Origin of the sequence: Sebaldella termitidis ATCC 33386 (genome assembly GCF_000024405.1) — a bacterium.
Taxonomy (GTDB): domain Bacteria; phylum Fusobacteriota; class Fusobacteriia; order Fusobacteriales; family Leptotrichiaceae; genus Sebaldella; species Sebaldella termitidis.
Genome location: NC_013517.1, coordinates 2,099,118 through 2,112,270 on the forward strand (window position 1 = coordinate 2,099,118; position 13,153 = coordinate 2,112,270).

The 13,153-nt window shown below is 32.9% G+C and carries 15 protein-coding genes; 11 read left to right on the forward strand and 4 right to left on the reverse strand.

What is annotated here, in order from left to right; translation table 11 throughout:
* Positions 1 to 13: 13 nt before the first annotated feature.
* The 6 genes from STERM_RS09675 to STERM_RS09700 all read left to right on the forward strand — a co-directional run bounded on the left by STERM_RS09675 (position 14) and on the right by STERM_RS09700 (position 3,954).
* Entirely contained in the window at positions 14 to 466 is a 453-nt protein-coding gene (locus tag STERM_RS09675; RefSeq protein ID WP_244407280.1) for a PTS sugar transporter subunit IIA, read from the forward strand.
* Positions 467 to 805: 339 nt separating this feature from the next.
* Positions 806 to 1,612 (forward strand): histidinol-phosphatase HisJ family protein, encoded by an 807-nt coding sequence (locus STERM_RS09680; RefSeq protein ID WP_012861418.1) that lies wholly within the window; start codon positions 806 to 808, stop codon positions 1,610 to 1,612.
* A gap of 195 nt (positions 1,613 to 1,807) precedes the next feature.
* Complete coding sequence (locus tag STERM_RS09685; protein ID WP_012861419.1) at positions 1,808 to 2,407, forward strand: hypothetical protein; 600 nt, start codon at positions 1,808 to 1,810, stop codon at positions 2,405 to 2,407.
* A gap of 186 nt (positions 2,408 to 2,593) precedes the next feature.
* Positions 2,594 to 3,055: a hypothetical protein gene (locus STERM_RS09690; protein WP_012861420.1), complete on the forward strand. Its 462-nt coding sequence runs from the start codon at positions 2,594 to 2,596 to the stop codon at positions 3,053 to 3,055.
* The gene (locus tag STERM_RS09695; protein WP_012861421.1) at positions 3,055 to 3,585 is read left to right on the forward strand and encodes a hypothetical protein; all 531 of its coding nucleotides are present in this window, start codon (positions 3,055 to 3,057) and stop codon (positions 3,583 to 3,585) included. The genes STERM_RS09690 and STERM_RS09695 overlap by 1 nt, the downstream gene beginning before the upstream one ends.
* An 18-nt stretch (positions 3,586 to 3,603) precedes the next feature.
* Complete coding sequence (locus tag STERM_RS09700; protein ID WP_012861422.1) at positions 3,604 to 3,954, forward strand: hypothetical protein; 351 nt, start codon at positions 3,604 to 3,606, stop codon at positions 3,952 to 3,954.
* A 230-nt stretch (positions 3,955 to 4,184) separates the two neighbouring features.
* Here STERM_RS09700 and STERM_RS09705 read toward each other — a convergent pair whose 3' ends face one another.
* The gene (locus STERM_RS09705; RefSeq protein ID WP_012861423.1) at positions 4,185 to 4,748 is read right to left on the reverse strand and encodes a sugar O-acetyltransferase; all 564 of its coding nucleotides are present in this window, start codon (positions 4,746 to 4,748) and stop codon (positions 4,185 to 4,187) included.
* Positions 4,749 to 4,952: 204 nt separating this feature from the next.
* On the opposite strand from STERM_RS09705, the gene STERM_RS09710 reads away from it, so the two are divergent.
* Positions 4,953 to 5,840, forward strand: coding sequence for a LysR family transcriptional regulator (locus tag STERM_RS09710; protein ID WP_012861424.1), 888 nt, complete (start codon positions 4,953 to 4,955; stop codon positions 5,838 to 5,840).
* A gap of 198 nt (positions 5,841 to 6,038) precedes the next feature.
* Here the strand turns inward: STERM_RS09710 and STERM_RS09715 are convergent, their stop codons facing one another.
* From STERM_RS09715 to STERM_RS09725, 3 genes are all read right to left on the reverse strand, one after another.
* Positions 6,039 to 6,827, reverse strand: coding sequence for an ATP-binding cassette domain-containing protein (locus STERM_RS09715; protein ID WP_244407282.1), 789 nt, complete (start codon positions 6,825 to 6,827; stop codon positions 6,039 to 6,041).
* Between the two features lie 212 nt (positions 6,828 to 7,039).
* Positions 7,040 to 7,735, reverse strand: coding sequence for a GTP-binding protein (locus STERM_RS09720; protein ID WP_012861426.1), 696 nt, complete (start codon positions 7,733 to 7,735; stop codon positions 7,040 to 7,042).
* Between the two features lies 1 nt (position 7,736).
* Positions 7,737 to 8,933, reverse strand: coding sequence for an ABC transporter substrate-binding protein (locus STERM_RS09725; protein ID WP_012861427.1), 1,197 nt, complete (start codon positions 8,931 to 8,933; stop codon positions 7,737 to 7,739).
* A 301-nt stretch (positions 8,934 to 9,234) separates the two neighbouring features.
* Between STERM_RS09725 and pnp the strand changes: the two genes are divergently transcribed.
* From pnp to STERM_RS09745, 4 genes are all read left to right on the forward strand, one after another.
* A complete protein-coding gene (pnp, locus tag STERM_RS09730; RefSeq protein WP_012861428.1) occupies positions 9,235 to 11,367 on the forward strand; it encodes a polyribonucleotide nucleotidyltransferase in 2,133 nt (710 codons plus the stop codon).
* Positions 11,351 to 11,893, forward strand: a complete 543-nt coding sequence (gene pgsA, locus STERM_RS09735) for a CDP-diacylglycerol--glycerol-3-phosphate 3-phosphatidyltransferase (RefSeq protein ID WP_012861429.1) — start codon at positions 11,351 to 11,353, stop codon at positions 11,891 to 11,893. Before pnp ends, pgsA begins: the two co-directional genes overlap by 17 nt.
* Positions 11,894 to 11,907: 14 nt before the next feature.
* Positions 11,908 to 12,171: a YggT family protein gene (locus STERM_RS09740; RefSeq protein WP_012861430.1), complete on the forward strand. Its 264-nt coding sequence runs from the start codon at positions 11,908 to 11,910 to the stop codon at positions 12,169 to 12,171.
* A 204-nt stretch (positions 12,172 to 12,375) separates the two neighbouring features.
* The gene (locus STERM_RS09745; protein ID WP_012861431.1) at positions 12,376 to 13,152 is read left to right on the forward strand and encodes a TrmB family transcriptional regulator; all 777 of its coding nucleotides are present in this window, start codon (positions 12,376 to 12,378) and stop codon (positions 13,150 to 13,152) included.
* Position 13,153: the final 1 nt, after the last annotated feature.

Here is a 13,153-nt window from a genome sequence, read left to right on the forward strand (position 1 = left end):
TAAATTGGAATTAATGGATTTGATTGATAAAAGATGTATAAAACTGGAAGTTGATGCAAAAAATAAAAATGATCTGTTTGATGAAATGATAGGGTTATTATATGATGCAGATAAAATTAACAGTAAAGAAGGATTTAAAGAAGGAATTTTACATAGAGAGGCACAGAGTTCCACTGGTCTGGGATTCGAACTTGCAATACCGCATGCGAAATCAAAAGAAGTAAAAGTGCCGTCAATAGCAATAGGTTTCTCTAAAGAAGGTCTGGATTATGACGCAATGGACGGAGAACCGGTTAAACTTATATTTATGATCGCAGCGCCTGAAGACGGCGGAGATCTGCATGTTATGCTTCTTGCAGAACTGGCAAAAATGCTGATTTATGAAGATTTCAGAGAACAGCTGCTAAATGCCAAAAGTGCTGACGAGGTTATGGATATAATTAGAGATAAGGCAAAGAAACTATAAAATATGTAATTTTTGGAATGAAAATGTCTGTTTGAAAAAGCAGGCATTTTTAATTTTATGATTTTTATATTTTAGTATGTAAAATATGTGAATTATAAAAAATATCTGTCATAATAAAACAGATAATTAACTATTATAATAAAATTATTATTTTTCCGGTATTGCAAAGTTAGATAAAAAAAGTTAAAATGATCTAAAATAGAAATTGGAAATTTATCGGAAGTCAGAATTGACAGTGAGAAATATGTAATTTACAAATTACAGGAATCATTGGACAGATATGTCAAATGTTTTAATCTAAACGGTCTGACTTTAAGATTAAATAGTTGATTTAAAGGAGTGATTATTATTAAAGTTATAGATTATCATGTACATTCTGATAATTCATTTGACGGAAAATCAGATATTGACAGCACCTGTCAGGAAAGTATAAAAAAGGAGGTACAGGAAATCTGTTTTACCGAGCATTTTAGTGTTGATCCGAGAGATGTGAGCTTTGGTGTTTTAGATTACTCGAAATATACCTGCGAGATAAATGAAGCGCGAAAAAAATACAAAAAATATTTACTGATAAAAAAAGGTCTGGAAATAGGTGAACCGCATCTGGCAGAATACAGCGAGGAGCTGAAAAACTTTCTTGGAGGTACTGATCTTGACTTTATAATAGGCTCTGTTCATAATATTAACGGGGTAAAGTTACGTCTTTTTATGAAAAATAAAAAAAAGTATCATATTTATCAGGAGTATTTTGAAGAAATATACAAGATGGCAGAAACAGCAGATATTGATGTAATAGGACATCTTGATATGATGAAACGGTATGCGTATGCTGAACATGGAAATTATCATATTGAAGATCACAGTGGAATAATACAGAATATTTTAGAAAAAATAATTCAGAGAAAAATAGGACTGGAAATTAACTGCTCAGGCCTGAATCATGATGTAAACGAAATATATCCAAAAGTAGAAATTTTAAAATGGTATAAAGAATTAGGCGGGGAAATTCTGACTGTAGGTTCTGATTCCCACAGAAGTGAAAGTATTGCTTCCAAGAATGGGGAGATAATGGAAATGGTGAAAAAAATGGGATTTCAATATATTTATACATATGAAAGCAGAAAAAGAACACCTTTTTATTTATAATTTTTAAAAATATAAAATATCGGGCAGGTATTATGGTAAAATAGTTTATACAACGTTTGGTATGGAAATTATTCTGCGGATAATTACTGGCTTTACAGAAGAAGTAAGTTACATCAGAAATAGCTCCCTAAAAATGGAATATATCTATTATAATATCTAAATAATTGAAAATAAATAAAATCTAAGAGGTAAATTATGAAAATTCTAAAGATATTAAATCAAATTTACAGATACTATCCTAAAAATATACCTTTTAATACAGAAAAATATCAAAATTCTAATGAATATTTGGAACAATTAAGAAAAAGAAAAATAGCATATGAAAATTTAGAATATAAGTATTGCATAGAAGATAATTTGAGAACTATATTTAAGGATTACATAGTTTTTGATTGGACGGATTTAAAAAATTATAATTGCTATGAATATAGAATTTTATTACATAAAAATCAACCTATTTTAGATGATGACATTAAATTAATAACTATGCTGAAAAATGAACGATTAGATTTATTCATTTTTATAAGTATTCTTGAGAAATATTATTATGTGCAGTTTAATAAGACAATATACGATCTGAAAACTAACAAATGGATATTTAAAATTTTAGATAAGTACCCTGAAAATTTAAAAATGGAATTAGATAATTTAAAAAAATTTTTTTCTTCCGAAGGATACATAGAATTAACAGAAAGTATTATAAAAGAAAAAGTAAACTCTGTTGAAACGGAGTTAGATGAAACAGGAGAATCCACTGTTTTTAGCTGTATTTTTACTGATGTTATGAAGATTTAATAAAAAAATTGAATTTTATAATAGTTTGGTATTTCAAATAAAAGTAGTTTCCTTGACCGTATACTTATCTAATATAAATTTTATACTACAAAGAAAATAAAAAACAAACTTCTCAAAACACTTGATTTATGATAATAAAAAAGTTAAAATGAATAAGATTAACAAAGTTATTTTAAGGAGGAATTTATGTTGAATGATAATGAATTTACAATAGAGGATATCAGAAGAGTAGCTAAAAGGGCAAAGTTTTTGAATACCGCTTTAATAGTCCTGACGTTAGTTTATTTTGTACTGAGCTGGGTTTTAAACGGCATGTTTGCTTTTGGTGATCCTACTTTGGTTATATGGATATTCAGCGGAGTATCAACAATACTGGCTGTGATTATTCTTATTTTTTCTATACTTACATTTGGAAAAATGAGATTTTTGCAGATAGAGGGCGGAGGGCAGCTTCTGGCTTCAAGTATTATATTTACAATATTTGCATTTTTTGGATTTTTATTAGGAATTGTAATATTAATATTATCGGGAATGTCAATAAGAAAAATAAAAGAATCTATGGAGATACTGGAAATAGAACACAGCGGGAATATTAACCCCGGAAATGACAGAAACAGCGATGACGAGAAAGGGGTTTGGGAAAAATAATGTTTAATAAAATATTTCCGGAGCAGGTGTCTGGAGAAACAGAAATACTGCAAAATATAGAAAACGTGGAAACTGCAATCGGTAAAATAGGCGAAGGCCACTATGTAAAAAAGGAAAATGATACTATTACAATAATACCAAAAGGTGCTCTTAACGTATTAGGAATGACACATCCAATAAGAAATTACAGAAAAGTAATATTCAAGCCGGTAAAAACAGGAGATTTTTCTACAAAACTGGAATATACAGTATTTCGTAAACTGGCTAAATCTTCGACTGTCATATATATTATATTCTTAATACTGGATATAGCGCTTATTGCCGGGGCAGTATACACTGCTGCTACTTTCAGCGAACTGGCGCCGCTTTTGTTTATGGCAGCAATTGCCTGGATTTTTATATCAGGCTGTGCCTTTATATTTGACTACTTTGTGTTATTATCAAAAGGTGCGGTTTTGAGAGGATTTAAGAAAAATATTCTTAGAAGACTGACAGCCTTGAGCGAAGCGGCATCAAGAGCCAGACAATAATACAAGGCGGTGGATTTTTTGAACGATAAGAACAGGGTAATGGCAGGGGCGAAAAGGAAAGCTGTAAGAAATATTATTTTCGGAATTATATATAATATAATCTTATTTATGATTATAAAGCTTGTTTTGGAAAGTAATTCCGAATCATATGAAAGTGTACTTATGATTTTGATATTTTCGGCTGTTTTGTTTGTGATGTCTCTGGTATTTTTCCTAATGTGGTTTTGGGAAAAAATGGGAAATTTTTATGTTATTTTGAAAGAAGACAGGATTCCGAAAGCTTTGCTTCTGGGGATAAGTTCCGCACTTATGCTTATTCCGGGATTGAATGTTATTTCTGTAATATGTGCTTTGATTTTTTTGATTTAATTTAATAAAAATATATCCCGAATTCTCTTTGTGTTTTATACATGATGAGATTTTCGGGATTTTTTATTTTATATCAGTCAGATTGAGATATACTGAATATCCAATATCACCTATTTTATAGTATCTTAGAGGACTGCTTCGACTTCTGATAATCAGGCAATTCTGCATATTTTTCACTTTCAGAGCAGTATGTATATTACTTATTAAGTTTGATTTTATTTACGAGTGGCTTAAATCTTTTTTATGATTTTAGCAGGATTTCCTCCTGTAATAACATTTTCAGGGACATCTTTTGTAACAACAGCACCTGCTGCAATAATCGAATTTTTTCCGATTGTTATTCCCGGCAGGATAGTTGCATTTGATCCGATCCAGACATTTTTACCTATAATAATCGGGGCCGGATAAAGAGTTCCCCTGTCTTCAGGTCTAAAACCATGATTAAGAGTCGCCAATACTACATTATGCCCGATGAGAGTCCCGTCACCGATGATGATACCGCCTTGATCCTGAAAATGACACCCTGCATTGATAAATACATTTTTACCGACTGTTATGTTTTTGCCGAAATCTGTATAAAACGGCGGAAACATGGAAAAAGTTTTGTCAGCCGGTTTTCCGGTTAAATCAGAAAAAATATCCTGTATTTCTTCCGGCGTATGAAATGAATTATTTAATAAGTCAGTTATTTTTCTGGCTTCCAGACTTAACTGACACATGAATTCATAGAGTTCTGTATCAGCCAGAACAGGCTTTTGGTCGTTAACATGTAATAAAAAATCATTTATATTCATTTATATTCTCCTTTATAATTAGAAATGTGCAGTTCAGAAAAATATACTATTCCATAAAAATACGTATGCTTTTCTGAATTATTTAAAATTATAAAATAAAAAATTAACTATATCAAATACTTATTTTAAATATATAATCATGCTTTACAGACATGATAAAAAAAGTTATACTATATGTAAATATTATAACAGCGGAGGGATAATATGGAACTCAGAGTTTTAAAATATTTTCTTGCAGTTGCAAGAGAAAAAAATATAACAAAGGCTTCTCAGATTCTGCATATAACTCAGCCTACCCTGTCAAGACAGCTTATGGAGCTTGAAGAGGAGCTGGGAAAAACTTTGTTTATAAGGGGAAAAAGAAAGTTAATCCTTACAGATGAAGGAATTTTATTAAGAAAAAGAGCGGAAGAAATACTGGAATTAGTCGAAAAAACTGAAAAAGAAATTATGAGCTCTGACGAAATAATAAATGGTGAAATATTTATAGGCGGGGGAGAGAGTGAAACAATGCGGCTTATAGGACAGATATCAAAAAAGCTTCAGGAGAAATATCCTTCTATATGTTATCATTTATTCAGCGGAAATGCAGATGATGTTCTTGAAAAGCTCGATAAGGGATTATTAGATTTTGGAGTTTTAATAGCCCCTGTGGATATAAGAAAATACGAATATATCAAATTTCCCAAAACAGATATATGGGGATTATTAATGAGAAAGCACAGCCCCCTTGCAAAAAATAAAGTTATAAAGCCGCAGGATATATTAGATATTCCGCTTATTTGTTCGAGACAGACACTAGTCAGGGAGGATATTTCAAAATGGATAGGGAAAGATATAAATAATCTCAATGTTGTCAGCAGCTACAATCTGATCTACAATGCATCGCTTATGGTAGAAGAGGGAGTCGGCTATGCATTGTGTCTTGATAAATTAATAAATACTACCGGAGACAGTGCTTTATGCTATAGACCGCTGGAGCCGAGGCTGGAGGTAGAAGTATATATCGTATGGAAGAAATCACAGATATTTTCCAAAACCAGCAAAAAATTCTTGGAAGTATTGCAAATGGAATTATTGGAGGAAATTTGAGCTTTTTAATCTAAGCTGAATAAAACGGTGTTACTAATGATTGCTTTCGGCTTTCATATAAATTAGTATAATCTGCTTATGAAACAATATGTCTTTTTTAGGTCAACCGTATGTTAATAAGTATCTTTGCACAAAAACAATTATGAAATTAAAAAGGATACTTATCAAATTATAAGTATCCTCAGAGATAAAATTTTTCTATATTTTGAGCTTTTTACCATATCTGAGATCTTTTCTCAAATCCTGAATTTTTTTATCCATTTCTTCTAATTCCAGAAATATTTCTTTCTCATCATCACTGGTCTCAATAACATTTTTTATTCCGCCGTTATTAATAACAATTCTCTTATTTCCCATCAGGGCAAGCAGAGGATCATGAGTAGCCATAAGTACTATTTTTTCCTCCCCCACGAGCAGCTCAAGGGCTTTTTTTCTGTCAATACCGGCATTTTCTATCTCATCTATAAGAACAATAGGTGAAGAACTCAAGATTGCCGTATCGGATATCATAAGTGCACGTGACTGGCCGCCGCTGAGACTCGTAACCGGTGTATCAAGCGTAAATTTTTCTCCTGCAAGATTATTGGCGTTTTCTATAATTCTGTTTATTATTTCTTCTTTATCTTCAACCATTCTGCTGGCAGCATGAAGCTCCAGAAACTCATAAACACTTAAGTCCATTATAAAATTCATGTTTTGTGAGAGCTGTGCCACCATTTTATTACCTGATGAAAGCCTGTGAGAAGTGTCTACATTTTCATCGTTAATGAGGATATGTCTTTTTGTAGGAGTATCTCCCTGAGCTGTCCATTCAATATCTGCAAGAAGTCTGCTTTTACCGCTTCCTGTAGGACCTACAATACACAGAATTTCTCCTTTTAATATCTCAAGCTTTTCAAAATTCTCCTTATTTCCGCTTTTATCAGTTCCGGGAAGAAGAGTAAGCTTTTCTATAATATTTTCTTTTAGTCCAAGAATTTCTGACATTTGGTCTACATAATTTTCAATAAGAGTGCTGATTTGTTCCTTAGTAAGAGCCCGGTCTTCCAGATCAAATTCATTGATTTTATTCAGAGCCTCTCCAAGAGAAACGGTTTTATCAGACATATCTATAAGATTTTCTTCAAAGGTTTCTTCCAAAAAGGGGTATTCTTTTAATAGTTCATCAATTGTTTTATTTATTAATATATTATTTTTCATTATTTATCACCCAAGTCAATTTTTCTGATATTTCCCATTTGATGCTCGGCACCTATACGTGTTTCGCCGAGACAGTAAGAGCATGTAGCGGAAGGCATTGGGAAACGTAATTTTTTTCCTTCAAGTGTTTCAAGATTTTCATTTTCTTTATATATTATAGTAGAGAATTCATAAGCACCCTGACCTGTAAGTCCGTTTACATGCATAACCACTGCATTCGGATTAACTGAATTTACTCTTGAAGCAAAAACCTCTCTTTCAGCCTGTGAAACTATATCTCCCTTGGTAATAACCACGATATCTGCTGTTTTCAGCATAGGACCTATCTTCTTGGGAGTATTTATCCCGCTTAGATTATCTATAACACAGACAGCCTTTATATTTTGTATATATGGCGAACATCTGTTACATAATCCTGCACTTTCTGTGATAAGTACATCAAGTTTTTCTTTTAATCCCCACTGAACTACCTCTTCAATATTACTTACAAAATAATGATCAGGACATAACGAACCGGAAAGTCCTTTTTTTACAGGAACTCCTGCTTTTTCATAAAGTTTGTCGTCGTCAGTATAAAGACAGTCAAATTTTACTACGCCTACCTTAAGATTTCTAAGTTTCAGATTTTCTATAGTTTTTATTATAAGGGCTGTTTTTCCTGATGAAGGCGGCCCTGATACAGTAATTAAGTTCATTTTATACCTCCTGAGTATTTTCAATTAATATTTTTGTACAGTTGTCAAGTATCTGATCTATGTCATTTTCATATAAATAATCCCAGCCTGCCCAGAGAAATTTTCTGTCTTCGACATTATTTTCCACATCTGGATGTACACTTGGAAAATATCCCTGTTTTGAAAGTATTTCCCCGGTTTCTTTGCTTGAAAGAAATTTTGCTGTTTTATCAAGAGAAGCACTTTCACGATTTTTAATAAGCATAAATATAGGTGAAATTATAGCTCCGTCTTTGGGCCAGTTTACAAACATTTTCGATCTTTCCGGCAGCATCTTGGTGAAAAAATACGGTATTATTGTTATTGCCGGTTTATTTGCCTTTAATTTATCTGCTTTAAGCATTTGTGAAGGATGAAGACTGTCAAGAAAATTATTTTTTAATTTTCTGATCCCGTCATAGCCGAATCTGCTGTGCAGGGTGATAAGAGCAGCATTGTATAAATCAAGGTCACCCATTGGAATACTAATGCTTTTTTCAAATTCAGGGCTCAAAAGATCTTCCCATGTTTCCGGACATTTTCTTCCTTTCAGCTCTGACGGATTAACAAGCATAACTGCAGGTACTGTACCTATCACAGCATAATTTCCGTATGGATCCTTCAGACCTGTATTATCAAATATTTTATTATATTTTTCAAGTCCTGTTTTATCTTTAAATACAGATTCTTCTTTTATTCTGTTTTTCAGATTCCGGCCAAAAAACAGTTCAAAGCCTGTAGAGATAAATATATCAGGTACTTTTGAGAAATCATTGTCTTTTATAAGATCTTCCATCCATCCTGAGCCTGATGATGCAGATTTCAAATCATAATTCAGCTTTATTTCAGGATTATCAGAATCAAATTTTTTGAAGGCTTCCAAAAGAGGAAGTCTTATGGGGCAGGGAAGAAGCCCTGAAACATCTGTTCCCCCAGTTTTATATTCTCTGGTTTCTGCGGTAATATCTGCATCATATGTATCAAATGAAGAATTCAGCGTATCCAGAAGTATTTCCAGATTTATTTTTTTTGTTTTTGCTGCCATCTCAAGAGTTAATTTATTTAGAAGGGCTGACTTGGAGCTGTCATCAAACCCGCTTATATTTTTCGATTTTAAAATATTTACCGAAGAAGGATATTTTGATACAATTTCACCTAGTGTCATTTCTTTTTTTATCATAAATATTACCTGCTTTCTAATTTATATAAATATCTTACATAAATTTTCACTAAAAAAATGTAACATTGGTTACAATTGATGACTATATTTTATGAATGTGTGCTGAAATGCCCTGTTTATTTATTAAAGGATGTATAAGAAGAGAGTTGCTATTTTATGGAAATGTATGGTATAATCACTATAAATCAAGAAGAAAAGGAGTAAGTAATTCTTAAATTCTTTGTATCAATACATATCTAAGAGTATTTAAGTGTTATTTGCTTCTCTTCTTGGTTTTAAATTTATAAACAGGAGGAATAATATGTTTAATGAAAAATCCTATGAATTGAAAATAGGAGAAAAAACAGTAAAGATAAGCAGCGGTAAAATAGCGAGACAGGCAAGCGGAGCAGTAATAGTAGAATGCGGAAAGACAGTACTTCTGGTTACAGCGACAAGAAGTAAGGAAGTAAGAGAAGGGACAGACTTTTTCCCGCTGACAGTGGACTATATAGAAAAATTTTATGCTTCCGGAAAATTTCCCGGAGGTTTTATAAAGAGAGAATCAAGACCGTCTACAGACGAGGTGCTTATAGCAAGATTGATAGACAGACCTATAAGACCGTTATTTCCTGAAGGGTTTTTCTACGGAGTTCATATAGTAATAACTGTAATCTCTTTTGATGAGGTAAATCTTCCGGAAAATCTGGCTACACTAGGAGTATCAGCGGCATTGTCAATATCTGATATACCTTTCGCAGGACCGGTGGGAGGAGTAAACGTAGGTTATATAGATGGAAAATTTGTGCTTAATCCTACACCTGAGGAACTGGAAATAAGTGATATTGAACTGTCTGTGGCAGGTACTGCAGATGCAGTAACTATGGTCGAAGCAGGAGCAAATGAAATTCCCGAGGATATAATGCTGGAGGCTATTATGTTCGGGCATGGAAAAATAAAAGAGATGTGTGAAGAGCAGGAAAAATTCATAAGCCAGTTTGAAGTAAATAAAATGGAGTTTGAAGTGGCAGAAGTGAATCCCGAAGTAAAAAGCTTTATAGATGAGAAAGCAACAGAGGAGCTGGGGGCTGCTATAGAGAAACACGGGAAGCATGAAAGAGATGATGCTATAGATGCTCTTTTTGACAGACTTCTGGAAGAATTTTCCGCATCATATGAGAATAATGAAATACCTGCTGATATAGCAAAAGAATTTAAAAACTATTATCATGATTTAATGAAAAAAATGGTAAGAGAATCTATCTTATATAAAAAGAACAGACCGGACGGAAGAAAGACGGAAGAGATAAGACCTATAGATGTGGAGATAGACACACTGCCTATACCGCATGGTTCTGCATTGTTTACAAGAGGAGAAACACAGGCACTGGTTACGGTAACACTGGGAAGCAGAGTGAATGAGCAGATAGTAGACGGAATGGAAGAGGAATCAAGAAAGAAATTTTACCTTCATTATAATTTTCCTCCTTATTCAGTGGGTGAAGCCGGATTTATGAGAGCTCCGGGAAGAAGAGAGCTGGGACACGGAAGCCTTGCTGAAAGAGCATTAAAGTATATGATACCTGAACAGGAAGATTTTCCTTATACTATAAGAGTAGTTTCTGAAATTACAGAATCAAACGGATCATCATCACAGGCAAGTATATGCGGCGGATCGCTTGCATTAATGGCAGCAGGTGTGCCGATGAAGAGCTCTGTAGCCGGAATAGCAATGGGTCTCATAAAAGAAAACGAAGAATTCGTAGTTCTTACTGATATTCAGGGATTGGAAGACCACCTTGGAGATATGGACTTTAAGGTAGCAGGAACTAAGAATGGTATTACAGCTCTTCAGATGGATATAAAGATAACAGGAATTACAAGAGAAATAATGGAGATTGCATTGAAGCAGGCTCACAACGGAAGAATGTTCATACTTGATAAAATGAATGCTGTTATTCCGGAGCCAAGAAAGGATGTCTCGGAAAATGCTCCAAAGATTCACTTTATGAAGATAGATCCTAGTAAAATTGCTATCTTAATAGGTCCTGGCGGAAAAACAATAAAATCAATTATCGACCAGACAGGTGCAACAATAGATATAGAGGATGACGGAAGCGTAGCCATCTTTGTAAAAGAAAAATCAAGTCTTGATAAAACAATAGAGCTTGTAAAATCTTATACACAAAGCGTAGAATTAAACGCGGTTTACACAGGAAGAGTAGTTAAAATTGCTAAATTCGGAGCCTTTGTAGAAGTGCTTCCGGGTAAAGAAGGACTGCTTCATATTTCTGAAATAAAGAAAGAAAGAGTAAATAAAGTAGAGGATGTCCTGAAAGAAGGACAGATAATAAAAGTAAAAGTTATTGGAATGGAAGATGAAAATAAATTTAACCTGAGTATGAAAGCTTTAGAAAATGAGAAAGTAGGAGGTAATGATGAATCTGCCAAATAAATTAGCAGTTTTAAGAATAATATTAGTCATTCCTTTTGTCTTTATCCTTAGTTTTGGATTAAGAATAGAAGGAATAGGTGGTTTTATATTAAGAATACTGGCTTTTTGGATTTTTGTAGGAGCATCAATTACGGATTTTTTAGACGGCTATATAGCCAGAAGAGATAATCTGGTAACAAATCTGGGGAAACTTTTGGATCCCCTTGCAGATAAGATTTTAGTGCTTTCTGCACTTGTGGTATTTACTAAAAATGATCAGCTTTCAGTATGGTTTGTTTTGTTAATTCTTTTTAGAGAGCTGGGGATAACAGGTCTGAGATCTATAGCGGCGGCAGAAGGAAAAGTAATTGCGGCAGAAACTCTCGGGAAATGGAAAACAGTTTCACAGATTATCGCAATACTTATTATAATATTATTTCCTCTGGGAAATATGTTCGGTACTTTTATAATGATTATTCCTCTTGTTCTGACTTTTATGTCTGGATATGAGTACTATGTGAACTGTAAAGATATACTGAATAAGTAGGAAGGTATTAAATTATGTATTTTATAGGAGAGATTTTATTAAGAGTAATAGATATTTATCAGATCATAATATTAGTTTCTGTGGTATTATCGTGGATTGACAGATATGGTGAAATGGGAGTGACAAAATTCGTAAGACAGCTGACTGATCCTTATCTGAATAAGCTCAAGGTGATAGTTCCTGTCGGGGGGATGTATTTCGACCTTTCACCGATTATAGGACTTTTGCTTCTGGGATTGATCAGGCAGATTGTTGTCAAGATATTTTGGGGATTTTAAAAAATAAAATTATAATACAGGGCTTGGAATCAAATAAAATTATTTGTTCCGCCCTTTTTTATTTACTGGTATTATATTTTATACAGTCTGCTTAATCACTTACAGCGACTTATTCTGAGAAGTATCTGGAATAGAAAAAAATACATTGAAGAAGAAAAAATTATGTTGTATAATAAAAACAACAAAGTATAGGAGTAAAATTTTATGAAGATAATAGAAGAGCTTCAAAAATTCGGACTTACTAAAATAGAAGCACAGGTATATTATGAGTTATTGAAAAATCCTGATTCTAACGGTTCACAGATATCAAAGAAAATAGATACACCGCGTACATCTGTATATATGGCATTGGAAAAGCTGTATTCGCTTGGCTTTATTTATCTTATTCCCAGTCTTAATGAAAGAAAAAATTATATGGCTGCCGATCCTGATAAATTAGTAATGAAGTTAAAAAGCGAATATATGAGAAGCGCGGAATTTCTTGAGAATGAACTGCTGAAAATACATATAAGAAGTGATAACGAGCAGTTCATAAATCTCAGAGGTGAAGAAAATATCCTTGATAAGATAAAAGAGATACTGAATAACACAGAAAAAGAAATCTATATGAATACTAACATTAATCTTATGTTATTTGAAACAGAACTGGAAAATCTGCTGAATAAAGGAGGAAGAGTGATTTTATTTAGTTTTGAAAAGCACAAGCTTACCGATTCACGAATAGAAGCATATAATAAGACAGAAAACTACATCAGTGATCCCAATAAGAGACTGATGCTTGTTTCTGATATGAAAGAAGTGATTATAGGAAGTTCTGATGCAACACACGGTTTTACGGGAACGTATACAAAAAATCCCCTTCTGGTAAATATAGCAGCAGAGCATATTCATAATGATATTTATTTATATAAACTGGAAACAAAGTTTGGGAAAGATTTTTGGAATGATCTGAAAATAAGTACTTTAAATGAGGAGAAATAGG

Excerpts from the sequence above, each read along its gene's own strand:
- STERM_RS09675 (WP_244407280.1), top strand. The coding sequence starts at position 14 with ATGGATTTGATTGATAAAAGATGTATAAAACTGGAAGTTGATGCAAAA.
- STERM_RS09685 (WP_012861419.1), top strand. The coding sequence starts at position 1,808 with ATGAAAATTCTAAAGATATTAAATCAAATTTACAGATACTATCCTAAA.
- STERM_RS09690 (WP_012861420.1), top strand. The coding sequence starts at position 2,594 with ATGTTGAATGATAATGAATTTACAATAGAGGATATCAGAAGAGTAGCT.
- STERM_RS09695 (WP_012861421.1), top strand. The coding sequence starts at position 3,055 with ATGTTTAATAAAATATTTCCGGAGCAGGTGTCTGGAGAAACAGAAATA.
- STERM_RS09705 (WP_012861423.1), bottom strand. The coding sequence starts at position 4,748 with ATGAATATAAATGATTTTTTATTACATGTTAACGACCAAAAGCCTGTT.
- STERM_RS09710 (WP_012861424.1), top strand. The coding sequence starts at position 4,953 with ATGGAACTCAGAGTTTTAAAATATTTTCTTGCAGTTGCAAGAGAAAAA.
- STERM_RS09715 (WP_244407282.1), bottom strand. The coding sequence starts at position 6,827 with ATGTCAGAAATTCTTGGACTAAAAGAAAATATTATAGAAAAGCTTACT.
- STERM_RS09720 (WP_012861426.1), bottom strand. The coding sequence starts at position 7,735 with ATGAACTTAATTACTGTATCAGGGCCGCCTTCATCAGGAAAAACAGCC.
- STERM_RS09725 (WP_012861427.1), bottom strand. The coding sequence starts at position 8,933 with ATGATAAAAAAAGAAATGACACTAGGTGAAATTGTATCAAAATATCCT.
- pnp (WP_012861428.1), top strand. The coding sequence starts at position 9,235 with ATGTTTAATGAAAAATCCTATGAATTGAAAATAGGAGAAAAAACAGTA.
- pgsA (WP_012861429.1), top strand. The coding sequence starts at position 11,351 with ATGAATCTGCCAAATAAATTAGCAGTTTTAAGAATAATATTAGTCATT.
- STERM_RS09740 (WP_012861430.1), top strand. The coding sequence starts at position 11,908 with ATGTATTTTATAGGAGAGATTTTATTAAGAGTAATAGATATTTATCAG.
- STERM_RS09745 (WP_012861431.1), top strand. The coding sequence starts at position 12,376 with ATGAAGATAATAGAAGAGCTTCAAAAATTCGGACTTACTAAAATAGAA.